20 protein-coding genes and 1 riboswitch are annotated in these 23,060 nt (G+C 68.5%); of the genes, 3 read left to right on the forward strand and 17 right to left on the reverse strand.

Annotated features, from left to right (window positions below):
* Nucleotides 1-94: 94 nt before the first annotated feature.
* Complete coding sequence (locus BKN51_RS21780) at nt 95-1,072, forward strand: AsnC family protein (protein ID WP_101613374.1); 978 nt, start codon at nt 95-97, stop codon at nt 1,070-1,072.
* Between the two features lie 5 nt (nt 1,073-1,077).
* Here the strand turns inward: BKN51_RS21780 and BKN51_RS21785 are convergent, their stop codons facing one another.
* The 9 genes from BKN51_RS21785 to ileS all read right to left on the reverse strand — a co-directional run bounded on the left by BKN51_RS21785 (nt 1,078) and on the right by ileS (nt 12,995).
* On the reverse strand, nt 1,078-2,004 hold the full coding sequence (locus tag BKN51_RS21785) for an RluA family pseudouridine synthase (RefSeq protein ID WP_101609379.1): 927 nt from the start codon (nt 2,002-2,004) through the stop codon (nt 1,078-1,080).
* On the reverse strand, nt 2,001-2,564 hold the full coding sequence (gene lspA / locus BKN51_RS21790) for a signal peptidase II (protein ID WP_101609380.1): 564 nt from the start codon (nt 2,562-2,564) through the stop codon (nt 2,001-2,003). Before lspA ends, BKN51_RS21785 begins: the two co-directional genes overlap by 4 nt.
* Before the next feature lie 24 nt (nt 2,565-2,588).
* Nucleotides 2,589-3,173, reverse strand: a complete 585-nt coding sequence (locus BKN51_RS21795) for a hypothetical protein (RefSeq protein ID WP_101609381.1) — start codon at nt 3,171-3,173, stop codon at nt 2,589-2,591.
* A 19-nt stretch (nt 3,174-3,192) separates the two neighbouring features.
* Nucleotides 3,193-4,569: an aminotransferase class V-fold PLP-dependent enzyme gene (locus tag BKN51_RS21800; RefSeq protein ID WP_101609382.1), complete on the reverse strand. Its 1,377-nt coding sequence runs from the start codon at nt 4,567-4,569 to the stop codon at nt 3,193-3,195.
* Nucleotides 4,570-4,601: 32 nt separating this feature from the next.
* Nucleotides 4,602-4,716: riboswitch (SAM riboswitch) on the reverse strand.
* Nucleotides 4,717-4,879: 163 nt separating this feature from the next.
* Nucleotides 4,880-5,557 carry a M23 family metallopeptidase gene (locus tag BKN51_RS21805; protein WP_101609383.1) on the reverse strand — a complete coding sequence of 226 codons (678 nt, stop codon included), beginning with the start codon at nt 5,555-5,557 and terminating at the stop codon, nt 4,880-4,882.
* A 142-nt stretch (nt 5,558-5,699) separates the two neighbouring features.
* Nucleotides 5,700-7,178 carry a potassium/proton antiporter gene (locus tag BKN51_RS21810; protein ID WP_101609384.1) on the reverse strand — a complete coding sequence of 493 codons (1,479 nt, stop codon included), beginning with the start codon at nt 7,176-7,178 and terminating at the stop codon, nt 5,700-5,702.
* A 111-nt stretch (nt 7,179-7,289) separates the two neighbouring features.
* Nucleotides 7,290-7,973 carry an ArsR/SmtB family transcription factor gene (locus BKN51_RS21815; RefSeq protein ID WP_101609385.1) on the reverse strand — a complete coding sequence of 228 codons (684 nt, stop codon included), beginning with the start codon at nt 7,971-7,973 and terminating at the stop codon, nt 7,290-7,292.
* Between the two features lie 43 nt (nt 7,974-8,016).
* Nucleotides 8,017-9,621 carry a penicillin-binding transpeptidase domain-containing protein gene (locus tag BKN51_RS21820; protein ID WP_101609386.1) on the reverse strand — a complete coding sequence of 535 codons (1,605 nt, stop codon included), beginning with the start codon at nt 9,619-9,621 and terminating at the stop codon, nt 8,017-8,019.
* Between the two features lie 203 nt (nt 9,622-9,824).
* On the reverse strand, nt 9,825-12,995 hold the full coding sequence (ileS, locus tag BKN51_RS21825) for an isoleucine--tRNA ligase (protein ID WP_101609387.1): 3,171 nt from the start codon (nt 12,993-12,995) through the stop codon (nt 9,825-9,827).
* 334 nt (nt 12,996-13,329) lie between these two features.
* Between ileS and BKN51_RS21830 the strand changes: the two genes are divergently transcribed.
* On the forward strand, nt 13,330-13,644 hold the full coding sequence (locus tag BKN51_RS21830) for a hypothetical protein (protein ID WP_146044382.1): 315 nt from the start codon (nt 13,330-13,332) through the stop codon (nt 13,642-13,644).
* A gap of 338 nt (nt 13,645-13,982) precedes the next feature.
* On the opposite strand, the gene BKN51_RS21835 is transcribed toward BKN51_RS21830, so the two are convergent.
* The gene (locus BKN51_RS21835; protein ID WP_101609389.1) at nt 13,983-15,239 is read right to left on the reverse strand and encodes an HNH endonuclease signature motif containing protein; all 1,257 of its coding nucleotides are present in this window, start codon (nt 15,237-15,239) and stop codon (nt 13,983-13,985) included.
* 296 nt (nt 15,240-15,535) lie between these two features.
* Between BKN51_RS21835 and BKN51_RS21840 the strand changes: the two genes are divergently transcribed.
* Entirely contained in the window at nt 15,536-17,353 is a 1,818-nt protein-coding gene (locus tag BKN51_RS21840) for an FUSC family protein (protein WP_101609390.1), read from the forward strand.
* On the opposite strand, the gene BKN51_RS21845 is transcribed toward BKN51_RS21840, so the two are convergent.
* The 7 genes from BKN51_RS21845 to ftsZ all read right to left on the reverse strand — a co-directional run bounded on the left by BKN51_RS21845 (nt 17,350) and on the right by ftsZ (nt 22,930).
* Nucleotides 17,350-17,946 carry a hypothetical protein gene (locus BKN51_RS21845; protein ID WP_101609391.1) on the reverse strand — a complete coding sequence of 199 codons (597 nt, stop codon included), beginning with the start codon at nt 17,944-17,946 and terminating at the stop codon, nt 17,350-17,352. The two genes, BKN51_RS21840 and BKN51_RS21845, sit on opposite strands and share 4 nt — an antisense overlap.
* A gap of 127 nt (nt 17,947-18,073) precedes the next feature.
* Entirely contained in the window at nt 18,074-18,937 is an 864-nt protein-coding gene (gene wag31 / locus BKN51_RS21850; protein ID WP_101609392.1) for a DivIVA-like cell division protein Wag31, read from the reverse strand.
* A gap of 54 nt (nt 18,938-18,991) precedes the next feature.
* On the reverse strand, nt 18,992-19,267 hold the full coding sequence (locus BKN51_RS21855) for a YggT family protein (protein ID WP_005155180.1): 276 nt from the start codon (nt 19,265-19,267) through the stop codon (nt 18,992-18,994).
* Nucleotides 19,268-19,381: 114 nt separating this feature from the next.
* Nucleotides 19,382-19,981 carry a cell division protein SepF gene (locus BKN51_RS21860; protein WP_101609393.1) on the reverse strand — a complete coding sequence of 200 codons (600 nt, stop codon included), beginning with the start codon at nt 19,979-19,981 and terminating at the stop codon, nt 19,382-19,384.
* Between the two features lie 82 nt (nt 19,982-20,063).
* A complete protein-coding gene (locus BKN51_RS21865) occupies nt 20,064-20,795 on the reverse strand; it encodes a YggS family pyridoxal phosphate-dependent enzyme (protein WP_101609394.1) in 732 nt (243 codons plus the stop codon).
* Nucleotides 20,792-21,499: a peptidoglycan editing factor PgeF gene (gene pgeF / locus BKN51_RS21870; protein WP_101609395.1), complete on the reverse strand. Its 708-nt coding sequence runs from the start codon at nt 21,497-21,499 to the stop codon at nt 20,792-20,794. The genes BKN51_RS21865 and pgeF overlap by 4 nt, the downstream gene beginning before the upstream one ends.
* Before the next feature lie 108 nt (nt 21,500-21,607).
* The gene (gene ftsZ / locus BKN51_RS21875) at nt 21,608-22,930 is read right to left on the reverse strand and encodes a cell division protein FtsZ (RefSeq protein WP_101609396.1); all 1,323 of its coding nucleotides are present in this window, start codon (nt 22,928-22,930) and stop codon (nt 21,608-21,610) included.
* Between the last annotated feature and the right edge of the window lie 130 nt (nt 22,931-23,060).

The following is a 23,060-nucleotide window of genomic DNA, read 5'->3' on the forward strand; positions in this document are numbered from 1 at the left end:
CCTAATGGAGACCACGACCTACCGAAGCCGGGTTTTGCGGCACGCGGGCGGGCACTCCCGCGGCGCCGGGGGCGAGGCGGTAGCGTTCCCGGACGTGGCCGTGACCGATCCCGTGGATATCCGTCTGCTCGCCGCCCTCGCGGACCTGGGCAAGGCGGCCGTACACGAACTCGCGGCCAAGGTGGGGATGGATCCGCGCGAGGTCGCGTACCGGCTCGTCGCCCTCTCCGGCAGCGGGTTGCCGCTGCTCGTCGGCGTGGAAAGCGACCCGAACGGGCTACGCGCCGCCATCGCGAGCTCGCCGCCTTCCTGGGCACAGCAGCAGCCTCAGCAGCGTCCGCCCGCGCAGGGATCCGGACCGCACAACGTCCAGGGCACCCCCTCGGGTCCGTACAACGTCCAGGGGACGCCGTCGGGGCCGTACAACGTGCACGGAACGCCGTCGGGCCGCTACCCCGGCCCGCCGTCGGCTCCGGTCCGTCAGCCGATGGCACCGCCCCAGCAGCAGCGGCCGCCCGCCCCTCAGCAGCAGTTCGCCGCTCCCCCGATGGCGCCCGCCGACCCGGTGATGAGCACCTGGGGCGTCCCGCAGACGGCGTCGTGGGCCCGCGGCGACGAGCAGCAGCCCGCGCCGCGGCAGGTCCCGGAGGGCAAGAAGGGCAAGACCGGCGACGTCATGGAGACCCAGGGCCTGGAGGGCGAGCAGCTCACCGTCCAGCTGCTCGAGGTCCAGGATCCGGCGGACTACCTGTTCAGCGCGGCGGGCTACTCCCTGGAAGCCGGGGAACGGTCGGTCGTGGTGCACACCGAGATCACCAACCGCGGGAACATCCCGTTCGTCTCGCTGCCGGACAACTACCTCGAACTGCTCAGCGCGGACGGCAAGCCGATCACGAAGGCGCCGGTGTCCCTGACCTCGCGGCCGCCGCACAAGATCGGCGTCCGGCCCGGCGAGACCCTCGGCGGCCATACCGTCTACGTGCTGCCGGACGCCACCCGCGTGGTCGCCGTGCGCTGGTCACCGAGGCCGGAGCCCGACGAGCGCACGCTGACCTGGTCGATCGACGACTAGCCCGGCTAGTTCTCGTCCTGCAGGATCCGCAGCGCGTTGGCCAGGTCGTCCGGGTACTCCGACTCGAACTCGACCCAGCGCCCGTCGGACGGGTGAGCGAAGCCGAGCGTCTTCGCGTGCAGCCACTGCCGGGAAAGCCCGAGTTTGCGTGCGAGCACCGGGTCTGCGCCGTAGGTCAGGTCACCGACGCACGGGTGCTTGAGGGCCGAGAAGTGCACGCGGATCTGGTGCGTGCGGCCGGTCTCCAGCTTGATCTGGGCCAGCGACGCGGCACGGAATGCCTCGACGACCTCGTAGTGCGTGACGCTGGGCCGTCCGCCCTGGACGACGGCGAACTTGTAGTCGTGCCGGGGGTGCCGGTCGATCGGCGCGTCGATGGTGCCGCGCGTCGGATCCGGGTGGCCCTGGACGATGGCGTGGTAGCCCTTGTCGACGGTGCGTTCCTTGAACGCCCGCTTGAGCACGGTGTACGCGTGCTCGCTCTTGGCCACGACCATCACACCGGTGGTACCCGCGTCCAGCCGGTGCACGACACCCTGGCGTTCGGCCGCGCCCGACGTCGCGATCCGCAGCCCGGCGGCGGCGAGACCGGCGACGACGGTCGGCCCGTTCCAGCCGGGGCTCGGGTGCACGGCGACACCGACCGGCTTCGAGATCACCACGATGTCGTCGTCGTCGTGCAGGATCTTCATCCCGTCGACGTGTTCCGCGACGACCTCGATGGGCGAGGCCGGATCGGGCAGCGTCACCTCGAGCAGCCCGCCCGCGGCAAGCCTGTCCGACTTCCCGGCAGGCCTGCCGTCGAGCAGGATCTCGCCGGATTCGGCGAGTTCCGCCACGACCGTGCGGGAAAGTCCCAGTAGTTTCGCCAGCCCCGCGTCGACGCGCATGCCGTCGAGCCCGTCGGGAACGGGCAACATCCGCGCGCTCATGCGCTCGCCGCCTTCTTCTTGTCCTTTGTAGACGATCCGTCGTAGTCCTTGCCCAGCAAGGAAAGAATCACGATGAGCACCCCGCCGACGCAGATCGCGGAGTCGGCGACGTTGAAGATCGCCCAGCCCTGCCCGTTCGGCGCGAACGCGGAGATCATGTCGACGACGTGTCCTTGCAGCGGGCCGGGGGCCCGGAAGATCCGGTCGGTCAGGTTGCCGAGCGCGCCCGCCAGCACCAGGCCGAGGCCGATCGCCCAGCCGACCGAGCGCAGCCGCCGGGCCAGCCAGACGATGGCGACCACGACCGCCACCGCGACCAGCGCGAGCACCCAGGTGAGCCCGGTCGCCATCGAGAAGGCGGCACCGGGGTTGCGCACCAGCTGGAAGTACACCAGCCCGCCGAGGAACTCGACCGGCTGCTTGCCCTCCAGCGTGGACACCGCGATCTGCTTGGTGAGGAGGTCGATCCCCCACAGCACCGCGGCGACGGCGAACACCACGGCGACGCGCTTCTTGGGCAGCGGCGGCGCCGGTGGCGCGGTTTCGGGCTCTGTACTCACGCCCCCATTGTCCACGGAGCGTGCTCAGGTCTCCTCGGCGGCTGTCTTCGGCCTGCTCAGCAGGGCCGCGAACGCCCCGGCGAGCGCGACCAGCGACGACAGCACCAGCGCGAGCTGTCCCTGGGCGAGCACGACGGCGCAGAGCACGAACGCGGCGGCGGCGACCAGCACCAGCACGCTGCGGTCCAGCCAGGCGAGCAGGACCAGGCCCAGCGTCACCAGGATCGCGCTCCGCGCGTCGCCGTCCATGTCGAGTTCCCAGTAGCCGACCAGATCCGCCAGCACGATGGCGACCAGCCCGCCGAGAGCGATCGCGAGGACCTTCCACCACGGCAGGCGCCTCGACCGGAAGGCATAGAAGAGCACGGTGCCGAGGTAGACCGCGAACACGGCGAACAGCCAGTCGTCCATCCGGCTCCTGCCGACGACCGAAACCGCGGACACGGCTTCACGGCTCATCTCCACGCTGTGGACGGAACCGAACAGGCCACCGTTCCCGTAGGCCGTGTAGTCGACCGGACTCGTGCCGACGGACAAGGCCACCACCGTCAGCTGGGCGAAACCCAGCAACGCCAGCGGAAACCAGTAACGCGGTCGCTCGCTCCCCATGCGAGGGGAGAGTAGTGGGTCAGGCGCAGAACGGGGGAAGCTCCCGCGGGTCGTTCTCCGGCACCCAGCGGCCTTCCGGCTTCTCGTACTGCCAGCGGGCGCCGCGGGCGACGATCTGGCGCAGCGCCAGGACGAGCCGGTCCACGTGCTCGGCGGTGCTGCCGAGGCCGAGGCTGACCCGGACGGCCTGCTGGCCGGTCGAACCGGCGGCGGAGATGAGTCGTTTGGTCGCGATGTGCGCGCAGAACGCACCGTCCCGCACGCCGATGCCGTACTCCGCGGACAAAACCGCGGCGAGCCAGCCCGGGTCGAAGCCGTCGACGACGAAGCTCAGCGTGCCGACGCGGTCGACGGGCGCGTCGAACAGCCGCAGCTCGGCGAAACCGGGGACACCGGCGAGACCACGGCGCAGCCGTGCCAGCAACTCGTCCTCGTGGGCGACGATCGCGTCCCAGTTCCCGGCCAGCGTCTCGCAGGCGACACCGAGCGCGTAGACGCCGACGGTGTTGGGGGAACCGGCTTCGTGCCGCTCGGCGCCGGCGTTCCAGACCACGCCGAAGTCTTCGGAGTCGCGGGTGACGAGCTTCGTCGCGCCGCCACCGGCGAGGTACGGCTGGGCGGCGCGCAGCCAGTCGGCGCGGCCGATCAGCGCACCGGCACCGAAGGGCGCGTACAGCTTGTGCCCCGAGATCGCGATGTAGTCGACGTCCAGTTTGCGCAGGGAGATCTTGCGGTGCGGCGCGAGTTGCGCGGCGTCGAGTGCGATCCGCGCGCCGTGCCGCCGCGCGACGGCGGAGATCTCCTTGACCGGCAACAGTTCCCCGGTCACGTTGGACGCGCCGGTGATGACGACCAGCCGCGGGCCCTGAGGGCAGTCCGCGAGCGCTTCGTCCACAGCGGACACCGCGGCGAGGCGGGTGCGCGGGGTCTGGATCCGGCGGACGTTCGGGCCCTTCCACGGCAGCAGCGCGGCGTGGTGCTCGGTGTCGAACACGACGACCGACGTGTGCTTCGGCAGGCTGCGCGCGAGAAGGTTGAAGGAATCGGTGGTGTTGCGGGTGAACACGACGGTGTCGGTCGACCGCGCGTCGACGAAGTCCCGCAGGATTCCGCGCGTCCGCTCGTAAAGCTTGGTGGAGACCTGCGAAGCGAACCCGGCGCCGCGGTGGACGCTGGCGTACCAGGGAAGGAACTCGTCGACGGCGTCGCGCACCTTGTCCAGGCAGGGAGCGCTCGCCGCGTGGTCGAGGTTGGCGTACCCGATGTCGCCGCCGGTGACCAGCGGGACCCGCAGATCGGCACACGCCACGGCCGGGATTTCGCGGGTGGCAACGGTTTCCGCGACAGCGGTGGAGATGTCGGCGGGGGTGTTGGTGCGTTCGAGAGCGAGAGTCATCGTCATCCTCCGGGCCTGGGGACCCGACGAGGATCCCGCGCTTGCCCGCCGCACCACGCGACGAGCCAGGTCCTCACCCGGGGCACCCCACCGCGGAAGGAGGGTTGCCGGTCAGCTAGCCGGGGCTTGACGCTGACACTCGTGACCTACGAACGAAGTTAGCGGATGCACCCGCGATCGAGCCACCCCTCGTCCGGATGTTGAGACGCCGGTCACGCATTCCGCGATCGAGGAGAACCCCCGCGTTTCGTCCTCCGGTTGCGGTACTTGCACGCGCAACTACCGCAACCAGAGGACTGATCGCGGGAGGTCAGACGCGGAATCGGCCGGGCAGGGGGATGGTCGCGCGGGACGAGACCTCGGTGGCCGTACCCGAGTACTGATCGGTGCCCGCGGCGAACTGCCAGCCGCCGAAGGTCTTGCCGTCGACCGCTTCGCCGTAGGCCTCGGCGACCTTGGTCGAGACCTCGTCGTAGGACATGCCGTTCCAGTTGCCCGCTCCGACGCCGAAGTCGCGCGAGTCACCGCCCTTGGCGACGGCGGGCAGGGTCCACAGGGTGAAGTGCACGTGGGCGCCGGTGCTGCTGCCGCCGCAGGGCAGCGCGTTGCCGGTCCGGCCGAGGGCGTCGCCCGGGACGACCCGCTGGCCGTCGGTGACCGAAATGCCCTCCATGTGGTAGTACCCGGTCCGCCAGCCGCCGTCGTGGTCGACGGTCACCCAGTCGCCGCCGTCGCAGTGCTGGATCCGGACCGTCCCCGCGAGCGGGGCGCGAACGGTCTTGTCCCCCGGGCTGAAGTCGATGGCGTTCTTCACGCCGGAGGTCCCGTTGTCCGAGTGAATCCCCGCCGAATAGACCGCCTGACCGGTGTCGAACGGCAAGCCGAACGCCGGGAACGCGCCCGCGGCCGCGGCCGGCGTCGAGAGAACCACCCCGACGAGGACGGCGGCGGCCCCCAGACCGGCGAACCGCACAGGAAGTTTCGTCACCTTGCGTACTCCTTACCCCGTGACACTCACCCATTCGATGGAGTGGATTGCGGGGAAAGTAATCCAAAAGGAGTACAAAAGGGAACAACTCGTAGTGAATTTTCTGAGATCAACCGACGAAAGACTGGTGCGATCTCGTGACCTATTGGCCGGATTCGCCCTTCCACCTGGCGAGGCGGCCGGCACGGTCGACGGCCCGGAGGCGTCGTTCGGCCGCGTCACGGGCGTCGGACGTGGTCACGACGAGTAACTGATCGCGTTCCTGGAGCCGGGTGTCCTTGTTGGGCGTGAAGCCGATGCCGTCGCGCACGAGCAGGCTGATCGTCGCCCCGATCGGCAACCGCAGCTCCGCCAGGTAGACGCCGTGCATCTTCGACCCGGGATTGATCCGGACCTGCAACAGGTCGGCGCCCATCTCGTCGAGCGGCGCGGAGTCGACGTCGATCTCGTGCGCTTGGGCGTGCTGGGTCAGCCCGAGCACTCTCGCGAGCGGGCTCAGCGTCGCACCCTGGAGCAGGGTCAGCACGATGACCAGCACGAACACGGCGTCGACCAGCTCCTGCGCACCGGGCACCCCGGACGACAGCGGGATCAGCGCGAGCACGATCGGGACGGCCCCGCGCAACCCGGCCCAAGACAGGAACACCTGTTCTCGCCAAGGGATCTTGAACGGCAGCGCGGACAGCACCACCGACAGCGGACGGGCGAGCAGCAGCACCACGGCGCCCGCGACGAGCCCCTGGATCAGGCTCTCGAAGATCCTGCTCGGCGAGGCGAACAGGCCCAGCAGGACGAACAGCCCGATCTGCGCGAGCCAACCGAGCCCCTCCGCGAAGGACAGCGTGTCGGACCGGTGCGGCAGCTTCGAGTTCCCCAGCACCAGGGCCGCGACATAGGTGGCGAGCAGGCCGGAGGCGTGCGCCAGCTGCCCGCTCGAGTACGCCACGACACAGACGGCGACCGTGGCCAGCGGATACAGGCCGGTCGCCGGCAGCGCGGCCCGTCGCAGCGCGTGCGCGCCGATCCAACCGAAGGCCAGGCCGATGACCAGCCCGGCTGCGAGTTCGTAGACCACCAGCAGCGGCAGCGACCAGTCGATGGTCGTGCCCTCGGCCAGCACGACGACGGCGATGTACGCCGGGGCGTCGTTGATGCCCGACTCGATCTCCAGCGCGCCGACGAGCCGCTTCCCGACCCCCGCCGATCTCAGCACCGAGAACACCGCGGCGGCGTCGGTCGAGGCGAGCACCGCGCCCCACAGCAACGCCATCCGCCAGTCGAGGCCCAGCAGCCAGTGCAGGGCGGCGCCGGTGACCGCGATACTCACCGCGACGGCCACTGTGGACAGTGCGATTCCGATGCCCAGCGAGGGTTTCACGGCCGTCCACCGGGTGGTGAGACCACCTTCGGACAGGATCATCACCAGCGCGGCGAGGCCGAGCGACTGGGTGAGCTCGGGATTGTCGTACTGGATGCCGAACCCGGCTTCGCCGAGCAGCACCCCCATGCCCAGGTAGAGCAGCAGCGAGGGCAGACCGACCCGGATCGACACGCGGACGGCGATCACGGCGACGAGCAGGACGGCACCACCGGTACCGAGAATGAGCGGGAGCTGCTCCATGTCGCCTCCCGTCCGGTCGCCGTGAGGGCTCCAGAATAGTGAGGCGGTGGTCGTCACTCGTTCGTGTACCGGTCGAAAACCGTCCGGATAGCCTGTGTTACAGACTGTCCTTTACGGACTCCGCAGGGCCACCAGGTCCACCCCGAGTTCCGCGAACGGTTTCTCCGCCGCGGGCAGGACTTTCACCGCGCGGTTGCCCTCACGGGACAACCAGCCGGCGCTCACTCCGTGAGACAGTAACGCCGCGGGGACCCGGCCCGCCAAATGATCACGGCGCACTGTCCAATCGAGACAGTCACGCAGCATCGGACGGCGACTTTCGGCGATCTCCACCCCGAGGGCGCCGAGCACCTCGCGTCCGCGAGCGGTCAACGTCAGGCCGTCGGCCTCGTCGATCAGCCCGGCGGTGAGCATCCCGTCCCGCAGCGCGACCCCGACCGTCCCGGCGAGGTGGTCGTAGCAGGTCCTGGCGAATTCGAGCCGCTTCACCCGGACCGACGAGCGCAACCCCTTCACCGGGCGATGCTCGGCGTGCTGCGCCAGATGCTCGATCAGCTCCGCCACCCGGGGGTCGGCGATCCGGACGTAGCTGTGCCGCCCCTGTTTGACCCGCACGACGAAGCCTGCCTCGGTCAGCTTCGTCACGTGTTCGCTCGCCGTCGAGGCGGCCACTTCGGCCGCTCCGGCCAGCTCGGTCACCGTCCAGGCACGTCCGTCGAGCAGCGCGAGGCACATCGACGCGCGGCTCGGATCGGCGAGCACGGCCGCGACCTCGGCCAAGGCGATCGTTTCCATGAGTTCACCGTAGAAGACGCACGGTTCGGCGAGGGCCGAAACGTCAGCCCACCAGGAACTTCGCCGCCAGCCGGACCGCGGGCCCGGAATCGTTGGAGCCCTCGAGCATGACGGCGAACGCGACGTCGCCGCGATACCCGACGAACCAGCCGTTGGCGTCGGCACCCGAGCCGAACTGCGCCGTCCCGGTCTTGCCGAAGACGGCGCCGCTGCCCTTCAGCGCCTTCGCGGTCCCCGTCGTGCAGACCTCGCGCATCATTGCCCGGACCTGGTTCAGCACCCCGGCGGGCGGGGCCTGGTAGCCGGTGTTGACCTTGGTCTCGAGCCCCTGCCACAGCTTCGGCACCACCGGCTTCCCCGTGGCGACGGTGGCGGCCATGAGCGCCGCGCCCAGCGGGCTGACCTGCACCCTTCCCTGCCCGATCCCGGCCTCGACCTGCTCGTCGCCGCCCGCCGACGGCTCCACCTTGCCGGTCTCGGTCGCCAGTCCCGGGATCTCGAAGTCGGCGTTGAGGCCGTACTGGCTCGCGGCCTTCGCGAGGCCGTCCGCGGGCAGTTGCCCGGCGAGCCGCCCGAACGTCGTGTTGCACGAGGCCGCGAAGGCCGTCTTCAGCGAGACGGTCCCCAGGTCGAACCCGTTTTCGTTCTTGAGCGTGCGGGTCCCGATCTGCTCACTGCCCGGGCAGGCCACCGGCGAGTCGGCGGAGATTCCGCCCTTCTGCAGCGCCGCGGTCGCCGTGGCGATCTTGAAGGCCGATCCCGGCGAATAGAGGCCGTTGAGCGCCTTCGGCTGGTTCCCGGCCGCGCCGTTCTGCGCGACGGCCAGCAGTTCGCCCGAAGTCTTCATCGCGACGATGATCGCCGGCCCCTGGAAGCCGTCGACGGCCTTCTGCGCGGCGCTCTGGGAAGCCACGCTCAAGGTCGAAGCCAGCGGTTTGTCACTCTCGCCCGCCTGCCCGAACAGCGTTTCGACCGGCTTGCCGGAGGCATCGACCCGCGACACGGTGACGGTGGCGGGCGTCCCGGAGCCGCCGTTCTGCTCGGACGCGACCTTCGACAGCGCCCCTTGCAGGATCGGCGCGACACCCGCCGCGTCACCGCCGACGAGGGCTTTGCCGTCCCTGTCGGCCACGACCGGCTTCGCCGAAACGGGAGCCACGGAAAGCTGCTGACCGGCTTCGAGCTTCGGGTGGATCACCGACATCGCCCAGCGGACGACCCATTTCCCCGAGTTGCGGACCAGCTCCAGCTTGCCTTCGTACTTCCAGACGCTGTTGCCCGTGAACGTCCACGAAGCGTGGAAGGTGGCCGACGTCGTGGTCGCGTCCCCCGGCGTCGTCGGAACCTCGCCCAGTGACGTCTTGACCTGCGCCCCGCTGAGCGCGGCGCGCGCCGCGGACAGGGCCGCCGTGCCCGCCGCCGGATCGTCGACCGGCGCACCGGTCAGGTCACCGGTGTCGAACTGCCGCAGGAACCGGGCGGCGACCTGGGCGGGGCTTTGGCTCGCGCTCTCGGTCGGCTCCCCGGGTCCGCCGGTGGCGGCGGGCGCCGGATCCTCCTTGACCAGCAGCACCACCGCGGCCACCACGATGGCGACGACCGCCAGCGCGGCGCCGATCAGGATCCCTCTTTTCCGGGCAGGACTCATGGACTCGCTCTCCCCCAGTACGGCGCGTACTTCGCGCGCCCCGGGCCAGCCTGCCGATTTCCCCCGCGCGAGGCGGCGCGGCGGCGAGAAAGCGACGGTTCCGAATCCTTTTCGTGATCCCGGTGATCGGGACCCTCCGGACGCAATGAAGGGGACTTTCATTGCAAATTTTGCAATGAAAGTCCCCTTCATTTCACTCGCGGTCAGGCTTTGGCGACCGCCACGGTCACCTTGGTGCCCTCCCCGACCGTTCCGGCCGAGCCGTCGGCGACGGCGCCGTAGGCCACCGAAGTCGCCAAGGTCTCCGAAGCGATGAACTCTTCGTGCGTCTTCGCGGCCGTGACCACGTCCTCCGGCGCGTCGACCGTCAGCGCGATCCGGTCGGCGACGTCGAGACCGGCGTCGCGGCGGGCCTGCTGGACGACCCGGACCAGGTCGCGGGCCAGGCCCTCGGCCGCCAGTTCGTCGGTGACCTCGGTGTCGATCAGCACCAGCCCCGCCCCGCCGGGCAGTTCCGCGGCCGCCCCGCCGCCCTTGGCGACCAGGCGCCGGTCGTACTCGCCCTCGACGAGCTCGATCCCGGCGGCCACGACGGCGCCGCTCTCCGACGTCGTCCACTCGCCCGCCTTGACGGCCTTGATCACCGTCTGGACGTCCTTGCCCAGCCGCGGCCCGGCCGCGCGCGCGTTCACCGCGACCTCGAAACCGCCGTGCGCCGCGACGTCCGCGGTCAGCTCGACCGACTTGACGTTGACCTCGTCGCGCAGGATGTCGGTGAACTCGCGCAGCGAGTCGGCCTCGTGCGCGGCGACCACCAGCTTGGCCAGCGGCAGCCGCACCCGCAGCTTGTTCGCCTTGCGCAGCGAAAGCGCCGAGGACGCCACCTGCCGCACGCGGTCCATCGCCGTCACCAGCGCCGCGTCGGCGGGCAGGTCGAGCGAGTTCGGCCAGTCGGCCAGGTGCACCGAACGGCCGCCGGTCAGGCCGCGCCAGACGACCTCGGTGGTCAGCGGCAGCAGCGGCGCCACCACCCGGGACGTCACCTCCAGCACGGTGTGCAGGGTGTCGATCGCGTCCTGCTCGCCCGCCCAGAACCGGTCACGCGAGCGGCGCACGTACCAGTTCGTCAGCACCTCGAGGAAATCGCGGACGGTCGAGCAGGCACCGGCGACGTCGTAGGTGTCGAGCGCGTGCTCGACGTCGGTCACCAGTTCGTGCGTCTTCGCCAGCACGTACCGGTCGAGGACGTGCTTCGAATCGGTGCGCCACTGCCCTTCGACACCCTCGGCGTTCGCGTAGAGCGCGAGGAAGTAGTACGAGTTCCACAGCGGCAGCACGGCCTGGCGGACGGCGTCGCGGATGCCCTTGTCGGTGACGACCAGGTTCCCGCCGCGCAGGATCGGGCTCGCCATCAGGTACCAGCGCATCGCGTCGGAACCGTCGCGGTCGAAGACCTCGTTGACGTCCGGGTAGTTGCGCAGCGACTTGGACATCTTCTGGCCGTCCGAGCCGAGCACGATGCCGTGCGAGATGCAGGTCCGGAACGCGGGCCTGTCGAACAACGCGGTCGCCAGCACGTGCAGCAGGTAGAACCAGCCGCGGGTCTGCCCGATGTACTCGACGATGAAGTCGCCCGGGTAGTGGTGCTCGAACCACTCGGTGTTCTCGAACGGATAGTGCACCTGGGCGTACGGCATCGAACCCGAGTCGAACCAGACGTCGAACACGTCCTCGATCCGGCGCATGGTGGACTTCCCGGTCGGGTCGTCCGGGTTCGGCCGGGTCAGCTCGTCGATGAAGGGCCGGTGCAGGTTGTCCAGCCGCACACCGAAGTCGCGCTCGAGCTCTTCGAGCGAGCCGTAGACGTCCGTGCGCGGGTACGCCGGGTCGTCCGACTGCCACACCGGGATCGGCGTGCCCCAGTACCGGTTGCGGGAGACCGACCAGTCGCGGGCGTTCTCCAGCCACTTGCCGAACTGGCCGTCCTTGACGTTCTCCGGGTACCAGGTGATCTGCTGGTTCAGCTCGATCATCCGGTCCTTGAACTCGGTCACCGCGACGAACCACGACGAGACGGCGCGGTAGATCAGCGGGTTCCGGCAGCGCCAGCAGTGCGGGTACGGGTGTTCGTAGGTCTCGTGGCGCAGCAGGACCGCGCCCTGACGGCCGGCGGAACCGGTGCCGTTCTTGAGATCCTTGATGATGTTCGGGTTGGCGTCGAACACCTGCTGGCCCGCGTAGTCCCCGACGGTCGCGTCGAACTTGCCCTGCGCGTCGACCGGCGTGACCGGCACGATCCCGACGGCGTCGGTGACGGCCTTGTCCTCTTCACCGTAGGCGGGCGCGATGTGGACGATCCCGGTGCCGTCCTCGGTGGTGACGTAGTCCGCGGACAGCACGCGGTGCGCGTTCTCGTGTCCGGCGAAGTACGGGAACGGCGGGGCGTAACGGGTTCCGAGCAGCTCGGTGCCCGTGTAGTGCCCGACGACAGCCGGCTCCTCGCCGAGTTCGCGGGCGTACGAGGCGACGCGCGCTTCGGCGAGCAGGAACCGCTTGCCCTCCTGCGCCTCGGATTCCACGACGACGTACCGGACGTCGGGGTGCACCGCTGTCGCGAGGTTGGATGGCAGCGTCCACGGGGTCGTCGTCCAGATCAGCAGGTAGGTGCCGTCGAGCTCGTTGTCGTTGCCCTCCAAGCGGAAACCGACCGTGACGGCCGGGTCCTGACGGCTGGCGTAGACGTCGTCGTCCATCCGCAGCTCGTGATTGGACAGCGGCGTCTCGTCGCGCCAGCAGTAGGGCAGGACGCGGTAGCCCTCGTAGACCAGTCCCTTGTCCCACAGCTGTTTGAACGCCCAGATGACCGATTCCATGTACTTGACATCGAGCGTCTTGTAGTCGTTGTCGAAGTCGACCCAGCGGGCCTGGCGGGTGACGTAGTCCTGCCATTCGCCGGTGTAGCGCAACACGGACTCGCGGCACGCGTCGTTGAAGACGTCGATGCCCATGGCGTCGATCTCGGCCTTCTCGGTGATCCCGAGCTGGCGCATCGCCTCGAGTTCGGCGGGCAGGCCGTGGGTGTCCCAGCCGAAGCGGCGCTCGACGCGCTTGCCCTTCATGGTCTGGTAACGCGGCACCAGGTCCTTCACGTATCCCGTGAGCAGGTGACCGTAGTGCGGGAGACCGTTCGCGAACGGCGGGCCGTCGTAGAAGACGTACTCGTTCGAGCCGTTGACGCCGGGGTCGCGGGCGTCGATCGAGGCCTGGAAGGTCCGATCGGCTTCCCAGTACGCGAGGACGCGCTTTTCCGACTCGGGGAACGAAGGCTGCGACGGGACGCCGGTCTCGCCGTCCACCTGTGCCTTGGGATACATCTTCGGTGCTCCTCGCGGTTCGTCTCACTCGTACGGGCTTTCACCCACACGGGGACGAGACGGCCGTTTCCGGCGCGTTCCGCGGTACCACCCCGCTTGCCCTTCCGGTGGTGTTCCGGCTGGGCCGCTCATTCGACGGCTGTAACGGGCCGTACCCGTCCGGTTCTACTGGGGGCGCGAGCCCTGTTCTTCCGGAGGCTCCCCGGTGATAGCCGGATCGGTGCCAGTTGACTCAAGGGTAGCGCGCGGGGGCAACCGGGTTGTCGGGGTGGGGTGGGAACGTGCCCTCGGAATCCTGGCGACGGCCGAGTTGGGCCATGTCCATACTGCCGCCATGACGGACTGGCTGGCCGAGCGATCGTCGAGGTTCACCGCACTGCTCAGTGAACGCCTCGAGGCATGGGAGGGCATCGAGATGGCATTGCGGGAGAGCGTGGCGAGAAACGGCGCCCAGTTCTCCGCCTCGGACGCCCCGTGCCTTCAGCTGTTCGAGTTGCAAGCTCGGCTGAGCACTGACACCGCTCTGCGTCTCGGCACCTACCAGGACAACGACGTGTTCGATCTGTACTACGACCAGGAAAGCAAGTTCCGTGACGTGGAGAGTTGGGACGGGATCCTCCGCTGGAGGAACAGCCCACAGGCGAGCTGATATTGCAGCGGCTTGACGAGTGCGTCCTTGCCTTTCTTGATCCTGTCGCAGCCGATCACATTCCCTGGCACACTTCGAGGAAAGGATGCGTCGAAGACGCCAGCGTGTAGGTCGTTATACACTCATCCCTGGCGATCTGGACTTTCCACTCGCTCTTGTGGATCAGACCCCGGCGGGATGAGCTGGGAACCACCCGCCGCCGAGATGATTGCGCTGTCGCGGTGCTCGTGTGCGCAGGCGGAACTCACCCGCAGGTCTCGACCCATGGCCCAGGCGGCTCGATCACGGATCGTTGCCGTCAGTCCATAGTGGACTTGGAGGCTTTCGCTGCCATCGGCCTATACCTGTAGGTGCATGGTGTTGCGCCTCGGAGTCCCGGTGGGGTCGAGGTAGGCAGGTGCGGTGAATTCAGGTAGCCCGTCTTGGACGATCTGGACTTTCCACTCGCTTTTGTGGATCAGCCGATGGTGTCTCGCGCAGAGCAGCACGAGATTGTCGATTTTCGTTTCGCCACGGTGTCGCCAGAAAACGATGTGATGTGCGGCGCAACGCTGCACCGGCATATCGCAGCCAGGAAACGCGCACCCACCGTCCCGGATCTTCAAAGCGTGCTTCTGCGGGGTGGTGGCGGAGCGACTGGACCGCCCCACGTCGAGGGGCTGCCCAGCACCGGAGAGGACAATGGGCCGGATCCGGGCATCGCAGGCGAGGATCCGGACATCGGTCGCACTGATCGGCCCGACCAAATCGAGGTGACCGTCGCCGACCTCGTTCATCAGGTCCTCGTAGGCCATGGTCACCAGAATCTGGGTGGATTCCCCAGCTTGACCGGGAAGATCGGGACTGGCGGTCTTGAGCCGCACATAGTCGGCGAACGCGTCCCCGTAGCGTTCGCCCTGGCCGCGGGAGTCCCTGACCCCGTCGACAGCCTTGTGCGGCTTGGCCAGCGGATCGAGATCGGACTTCAACCGTGCGTAGGTTTCCAGATCCAGGGTTCCCGCGAACCCGAGCGTGCCGTCACGATGCTTGATGAACCGCAGCTCCGGACGGGCGTCTTTCGGGCCCTTGTCGCGGGGCTCTTTACCGTCGGGATCCATCGTGTCCAGCATCCGACGTCCGGCTGCGACGATCTCCTTCGGCCCAGCCCGCCGAGCGAGATCGACCAGGATCTTCTCCCCGGCCCGCACTTTCTCCTCAGGCACGAAGGAGGGAATCTGGGCGAGAGCGCCGACGATCGCGTCAATCTGACCGCCCCCGATCGCACCCTCCGCGGCCGCCTCCGCGGTCAACGGCGCCAACGGCGGCACCACATCGCCACCGATGGCGACACCAGGATGCAACGCCAGCGCCCGATCAGCGCGAGCCGACGCTTCCTTCTCCGACACGTTGAAGTCCTGAAAGATCAACCCCATCAACGTCGAATGCCCCGTACACCCACGGATCCCCCGCGAATTCAACTCCGCCAGAATCGCATACTGCTCCGCATCCAACTGACGCTTCAATACTTCGATTTCCTGTTTACGGGCATGCAGCGTCACAGCATCAGCACGCCACCACTCGACGCGCGCCACCTGAGGACTGTTTTCGCTGGCCACGTGATCAACACTACTCTGATTCGAACACCCGTGCTAGCCCGATTTGCGTAGCGGCCCCGAGTAAAGCGAAGGACACGAAGTCCTTTAAGAATGCGAAGGAAGCCTCGGGAGCCGCCGAAGACAGGGGTCAAATGAAGCGAACCGAATGCACACCGAAGACGACCGGCCGCAATTAGTCCTCTAGTTGCGGTTCTCTAGTTGCAGACCACGAGAGCAGGCCACCACTCACCCCAACCTCGAGTTGCCGTCCCGCCCATCGCCTCTAGGTTGACGGGTATGTCGATCAGCGAGGCCCGATGAAAGGGCCCGGACTCCTCGTCGTCGTACTGGTGGTCCTCGGCGGTGTCAGCGGGCTCGGGTTCCTGCTGGGGCTGGGCAACGCGGCCACCCTGGCGGCCCTCACCGCGCTCTTCTGTCTCATCGCGGCGGTCGGCGGGCCGCTCTGGGCGGATTTGCGGCTGTTGGCGTGGTTCGCGCCCGCGATGGTCCTCGCGGTCGGTGTGCCACGGCTGCTGGGGGCGGTGTCGCAGTGGGCCGCGATCGGCCTGCTGGTGGTGATCGTGGTGTTCGCCGGGTTGTTGCCCGCGCTCGGGGCGCGGTTCGTCACGGTCGGGCTGGGGCTCGGGATGGCGTCGCTGTTCGGGTACGGCTTCCAGTTGACGGGGACGGCGTCGGCGGGGCAGGTGCTCGGCGCGCCCGCGCTCGCGGTGGGGGTCGTGCTTCTGTTGCGGGTGCTGATGGGCGCGAAGGATCCGGCCAAGCCGACCCGGGACGCGCTGGCCGACGCGCTCGCGGCGGGCACTTCCGAAACGCAGGAGCGGGCGGCGAGGCTCTGGCTCGCGGACCGTCCTCGGCGCTGGACGGCCGGGGTGCTCGGCGGCATGTTCCGGTACCGGGCGGCGACGGGGTTGCTCGAGATCCGCGGGAAACGGTTGGACAACCCGGAAATCGGTGAAACCCTCGACGCCGCCAGGGAAGAAGCCACCAGGCTCGCCGACGCGGTGCGCTCGGCGCGGGCACCGGAAGACGTCGAGCCGGTGCGGCGCAAGGAACCCGCCGAGTTGCCCGGTGCCACGGCGAGGCTCGTCACCGCGCTCTGGGACTCTCTCGAAACCGTCCGGGCGGCGGCGACCGAGCGCGACGAGTCGCGTGTGGACGTTCCGAAGGGACTTCGGAACGAGCTGCGCCGGATCGAGCTGAGCGGCGCGTTTTCCTGGCAGTCACCGCAGTTCCGGCACGCGATCCGCTGCGGGCTCGGGGTGGCGCTGGCGCTCGTCGTCGCGAGTTTCCGGCCCGGCGACCCGCTCACCGTGTCCTTCCTGCTCGGCACTTTCGCCATCATGCAACCGGAATGGCGTGACAGCCTCAGCAAGGCCTGGCAGCGCATCGGCGGTTCTCTCGGCGGCGCCGTCGTGCTCACCCTCGTCCTTTGGCTTCTGCCGCAAGGGTTTCTGCTGCCGATCGGGCTCGTCGCACTACTCGGCGGATTCTCCGTCATGCGGACGCGCCCGGCGGTGTTCAACGGTTGCATGGTGCTGATGTCGGTCGGCATGAACGCGACGACCAGGCATCTCGACCCGCGTTACGTGCTCGTCGAGTACCTGCTCTTGATGGTCCTCGCCGGCGCCATCGCCCTGCTCTTCGGATTCGCCGCGATCCCCGGTGTGCCGAAACCCGGTCCGGCGGAACGCTTCGGGACCGCGGTCGGCGCCACCCGCGCCCTGCTCGGCTCGGTCGGGCGGAAACTGCGCGGCGAGGACGTCGACCCGCGGACGCTCGGCCGTGAGTTCCGCGCCGCCGCCATCGCGCATCACGGCTTGCTCGCCGCGGAGCCGGGCACCAAGGAACCCGCGCCGGGGCAACGGGACGCGTTGGAGAACGCGGCCGAGGCCTTGCGCGGCCTGTCCGTCACGGCGTCGTCGCTCTTGCTGCGTCCCGGAACGGCCGGAGCCGCGAACGCCGTCGAAGAGGCGGCACGGACACTCGGGACCGAAGAAGCGGCCGAAATCCCTGTGCCGCGGGATGCCGACGAAGAACAACGGCTGGTGCTCGACACGATCGCCGCCGACGTGGTCTCGGTCGGCGAGGCGGCTCAGACGCTCAAAAGCGCCTAGCTGTCCGCTTTGGTCTTGTCGCGGTGCTGCCCGGCGATCTCGGCGTCGGGCGCGCACAGCGCACACGGGGTGAACCCGAGCTGGCGCGCCTCGCCGATACCGAGCGGGATCGTGTCCCGGGTTTCGAGCCACGCGCAGGTCGTCACGTGATAGCGCGGGTATTCGTCCACGACGACGACCTCGATTTCGAGGTCCGAGACGATCGCCACATCCGCGGGATCACTCTTCTCCTCGCCGGGGTCGCCGTTGCGCTGAGGCTCCGGAGCTTCGTCCGTGTCGCTCAGCTCACCGGCGGTGGGCATCAGGACGGTCTGCTCGGCGTCCTCGGGCTTTTCTTCTTCGTCCGGCTCGCTCTTTTCGGCTGACGCCGAATCGTCGGCCTCTTCCGAGTCTTCCGGTTCTTCGGACTCGGCGGGGGCGGCGGACTCGGCGGCCCGCTTCTTCCGGCGGCGCAGCCAGTCGAAGACGAGCAGCAACCCTGCGACGACGGAGAGGCCGATGGAGATCCAAGCCCACAGGGAGTTCGCGGTGATGAGCGCCGCGACGAGCAGCCCCAGAGCCGCCAGTACCAGTACTAGGACGATGTAGAGCACGGTGAATTACAACACGAGGGGCAAGCGAAACGGCCCCGACCCTCCGGAGAGTGCCGAGGCCGTTCCACTGTGTAGAAATTCAAGCGGTAGAAAATCGAGCAGTGCAGAAATCAGGCTGTGGTGAAAATCAGCCCGCTTCGGCCCGAGGACCGAACGAGTAGCCCTGTCCGCCGCCCGAGGACGACGCCGGCTGTCCCGAGTTCGACGAAGACGCCGAGGCAGGAGCGGCCGAACCACGGTCGTCGAGCTCACGCAGCTGGGACTCGAGGAACCCGCGCAGCCTCGTGCGGTATTCCCGCTCGATCGTGCGCAGCTCTTCGATCTTCTTGCCCAGCGAGCCCTTCTCCGCGTTCATGTTGTTCATGGTCTCGGTGTACTTGCGCTGAGCCTCGCGCTCCATGGTCGTCGCCTTGTCGCGCGCCTGGCGCTCCAAGGTCTCGGCACGGGTTCGCGCGTCGTTCAGCATGGTCTCGGCACGCGTACGCGCCTCGTTCACCATCGAGTCCGACTTGGACCGCGCGTCCGAAAGCAGCTGCTCGGACTTGGTCCGGGCTTCGGCGAGCATGCCGTCCGACTCGGTCTTGGCCTCGGCGGTGAGCCGGTCGGCCATTTCCTGCGCCAGTCCGAGCACCTTCGCGGCCTGGACGTTGGGCTCCCCGTTGTCCGGCACCATCGAGTGGGCCTGGGTCTGCTCCATCGCCGACTGCGGCGGCGGCACCGGGGCCAGGCGACGCGACGGCTCGTCGCGCACCTGTGGCGGCGGGCCGACTGGTCCCGCCTTGGCGTTCTCGAGCTCACCACGGGTGGTCTCGAGCTCGTTGTCGAGCTGTTCGACCTGCTGCCGCAGCTCGTTGTTGTCCTCGATCAACCGGGCAAGCTCGGTCTCCACCAGGTCGAGGAACGCGTCCACCTCGTCCTCGTTGTAGCCCCTTTTGCCTATGGGCGGCTTGCTGAACGCGACGTTATGCACGTCAGCGGGGGTCAACGACATCAGATCACCTCACGCACTCCATGGCCTGCAGGTCCACCCGGGCTTCCCCGAAAATCACCCTGGCGTTGCCAGCTGCATCGCAAAGAACACAACCAACAGCAGCACCATAATCGATAAGTCCAGTCCGACGCCGCCGATTCGTACGGTCGGGATGATTCGTCTGAACAGACGAACCGGTGGGTCGGTCACTGTGTAGATGGTCTCGAGCGTTACCGCAACCCCTCCGGCAGGACGCCACTCGCGAGCGAAAGCACGCACGAGTTCGACGACGATCCGTGCCGTCAGCAGGAGCCAGAAAGCGAACAGCACGTACCAGACGACCAGCAACACAGCATTCACGTAACCACTCTGCCATGCCCCGCGTCAAAAGACGCAGTTGACGGCCTTGAGATGCCGATGAGTCGACAAAATCACATCCGGCTGCGCTCAGCGGTCACCGGGTGATCAGCCGCGCAGGAATAATCCGCCTTCGGCAATCCGCCGACGGTCCTCCGCGGTGACGTCCACATCGGGCGGTGAGAGAAGGAACACCTTGTTGGTGACCTTGTCCATCGATCCGCGCAACGCGAAAGCGAGCCCCGCGGCGAAGTCGACGAGACGCTTCGCGTCCGCGTTCTCCATCTCGGTGAGGTTCATGATCACCGGGATGCCTTCGCGATAGTGCTCGCCGATCGCCCGCGCCTCCGCGTAGCTCGTCGGGTGCAGCGTCGTGATCCGGCTCAGCGGGTCACGGACGGCCGGACGGACCGGTTCCGTCACCGGACGCAGCCGTGCGACCGGTTCGGGCTGGCGATCCATCGCCAAGGCCCCGTGGACCGCCGGCTCCGGACTGGGCACGGAGCGTGACCGAGTCCGGGCGACAGGCTCGTCATAAGTGTCATCGACTTCCCGGTAGCGTCCACCCCGCGACCGGGCAGGCGGCTCATCGTCGTAGTCGTACTCGTCTTCGGCGTAACCTCGCCGGTAGTCATCCTCGACGTCATAGCCGTCTTCGTCCGCGGGCACCATCCCGAAGTAGGCCTTCAGCTTCTGCAGCGCGCTCATGCCTCTCCCTAGCCTTAGCCGCGTCCCGCACCGTGCTCCCCCGCCCTCGCCACCACTCCCCGTAACGACGAGACGGTATTCCCTAGGGCGAGGCTAAACCGCGTCCACCGAGCAACGCGGTTCCGACACGCACACAGGTCGAGCCGTGCGCGATCGCCTGCTCGAGATCATTGCTCATTCCGGCGGAGATCTCACGGGCATTTGGGTGATCTGCCCGAAGACGTTCCGACGCACGAGCGAGCTTCTCGAACGCCTCTGCCGGGTCAATACCCAGCGGAGCGACCGCCATAAGCCCTCGGAGGCGAATATCACCCACATGGGCTATTCGCTCCGCCAGCTGGTCCAACTCGTTCACCCGAGTGCCCCCGCGCTTCGGATCGTCATCGAGGCTTACTTGAATGAGGACGTCCAACGGCTGATCGCGTTGCCCGGAATCGAGCGCCGACCTGGTCGCTTTCGCGAGCGCTTCGGCGAGGCGTTCGGAGTCGACGGACTGCACCTCGTCGGCCCAGCGCACGACCGAGCGAGCCTTGTTCCGCTGGAGACTGCCGACCATGTGCCAGCGGACGCGGGCGTCCGGGCGCAGCCCGGCGACCTCTTCGGCCTTCGCGCCCGCCTCCTGATCGCGGTTCTCGGCGAGGTCGAGCGCGCCGAGGTCGGCGAGCAGCGCGGCGTCGAGCGCGGGAAAGGTCTTGGTGACCGCGAGCAACCGGACGTCGTCGCGGTCCCGGCCGGCGGCCTTGCACGCGGCGCCGATCCGTTCTTCCACTTCGGCAAGGGAGGCGGCGAGTTCCGCCTTTCGCGCGTCACTCACGACGCGTCCAGCCACGTCATGCCCGCGATCCGGCCGGTGGTGCCGTCGCGGCGGAAGCTGAAAAGCGTCTTGTCTTCGTTGGTGCAGCGCGGATCGACGCCGATCTTGCCGACGCCGAGGTCGGCGAGCTGCCGCCAGAGCCCGGCGCGGAGATCGAGACCCGGGGTGCCCTTCCGGGTTTTGCAGGCGCTGCCGGGCACGTGCTTTTCGACGTCGGCCGCCATGTCGGCGGGAACTTCGTAGCAGTCGCCGCAGATCGCGGGGCCGAGCAGTGCTTCGGTGCGGGCCGGGTCGGCGCCGAGCGAGCGCATCGCCTCGACCGCGGCGGGGACGACGCCGACGCGAGCACCGACGCGGCCCGCGTGCACGGCGGCGACCACACCGGCTTCGACGTCGGCCAGCATGAGGGGAACGCAATCGGCGACGAGCACCACGAGGGCGAGACCCGCCTCGGCGGTGACGAGAGCGTCGGTCGCTTCGGCGGCGGAAGTCTCGCCACCGTCGACGACGGTGGCGGTACGGCCGTGGACCTGCTCCATCCACGCCAGCCTGTCCTCGGCGAGGCCGAGTTCGGTGGCGAGACGTTTGCGGTTGGCGAAGACGTCGCCCGCGTCGTCACCGACGTGATCACCGAGGTTGAAGGTGTCGTAAGGCGGCCGGGAAGCCCCGCCGGCCCTTGTCGTGACGACCCGCCGTACCCGCAAGACTTGCCTCCAAGCTGTTGAAGGGGACTTTCCCCGCATCTCACGCAGTGAAGGGGACTTTGCCCGCATGACATGCGGGCAAAGTCCCCTTCAGCTCACCGTGAAATCTTACCGCCGCATGAAGGGCGGAACGTCGACTTCGTCGTCCGACGGGTCGTCGTGCACCGGGGTGGCCCGGCTGGGCAGGCTGCCGTGGGTCGAGTTCGACCCGATCGGCGAGTACCCGCGCGAACCGCCGCCGGACTGCGGAAGCCCGCCGGTCAGCGAGCCGTTGCCCTCGTTGCGGGAGGACGGCATCGGCGTGTGCGTGCGCGGCGGCGCGACCGGGTAGCCGTTAGAACCCGTCGACGGCACCGGCGTGGCACCCGAGGGCGGGCTCTGCACCGGCGTCGCCCCGCCACCGTTGACCTGACCCGCCTGGGCGGACGCGGTCGAGTTCGACCGGGAACCGAAGGTCGACGGGTCGAGCTTCTTGTGGGTCGGCGTGCCGGCGTCGAAACCGGCCGCGATCACGGTGACCCGGACCTCGTCGCCGAGCGAGTCGTCGATGATCGTCCCGAAGATGATGTTCGCGTCGGGGTGCGCGGACTCCTGCACCAGCGACGCGGCTTCGTTGATCTCGAACAGGCCGAGGTCCGACCCGCCCGCGATCGACAGCAGCGCGCCGTGCGCCCCGTCCATCGACGCTTCCAGCAGCGGCGAGTTGATCGCCTTCTCCGCCGCCTGGATAGCCCGGCCTTCGCCACGCGCCGAGCCGATGCCCATCAGCGCGGAGCCCGCGCCGGACATGACGCTCTTGACGTCGGCGAAGTCCAGGTTGATCAGACCCGGCGTGGTGATCAGATCGGTGATGCCCTGGACACCCGAAAGGAGGACCTCGTCCGCCGAGCGGAAGGCGTCCATCAGCGAGACGCCGATGTCGCCCAGCTGCAGCAGCCGGTCGTTCGGGATGACGATCAGGGTGTCGCATTCGTTGCGCAGCTGCTGGATGCCGTCTTCGGCCTGCTTGCTGCGGCGCTTGCCCTCGAAGGTGAAGGGGCGGGTGACGACGCCGATGGTCAGGGCGCCGAGTTTGCGGGCGATCTGGGCGACGACGGGAGCGCCACCGGTGCCGGTGCCACCACCCTCACCCGCGGTCACGAACACCATGTCGGCGCCCTTGATGACCTCTTCGATCTCTTCGCGGTGGTCTTCGGCGGCCTTCTGCCCCACCTCGGGGGCGGCGCCGGCACCGAGGCCGCGGGTCAGTTCCCGGCCGATGTCGAGCTTGACGTCGGCGTCGGACATGAGCAGTGCCTGTGCGTCGGTGTTCACCGCGATGAACTCGACACCCTTGAGGCCGACCTCGATCATGCGGTTCACGGCGTTCACTCCGCCGCCGCCGATACCGACGACCTTGATCACCGCAAGGTAGTTGTGCGGGGGCGTCATCGGAGCCGCCTTCCTGATCGTGTGTGCTCGTGCTGCCCGCCGGTCGCTGAGCCTGGGCCGAACCCTCGATCTGAACCTCAGAGTGAGAGTTATGTCAACTGCCGACGTTGAAGCAGGACGGTATGCACCA

The organism is Amycolatopsis sp. BJA-103, from assembly GCF_002849735.1.
Classification (GTDB): domain Bacteria; phylum Actinomycetota; class Actinomycetes; order Mycobacteriales; family Pseudonocardiaceae; genus Amycolatopsis.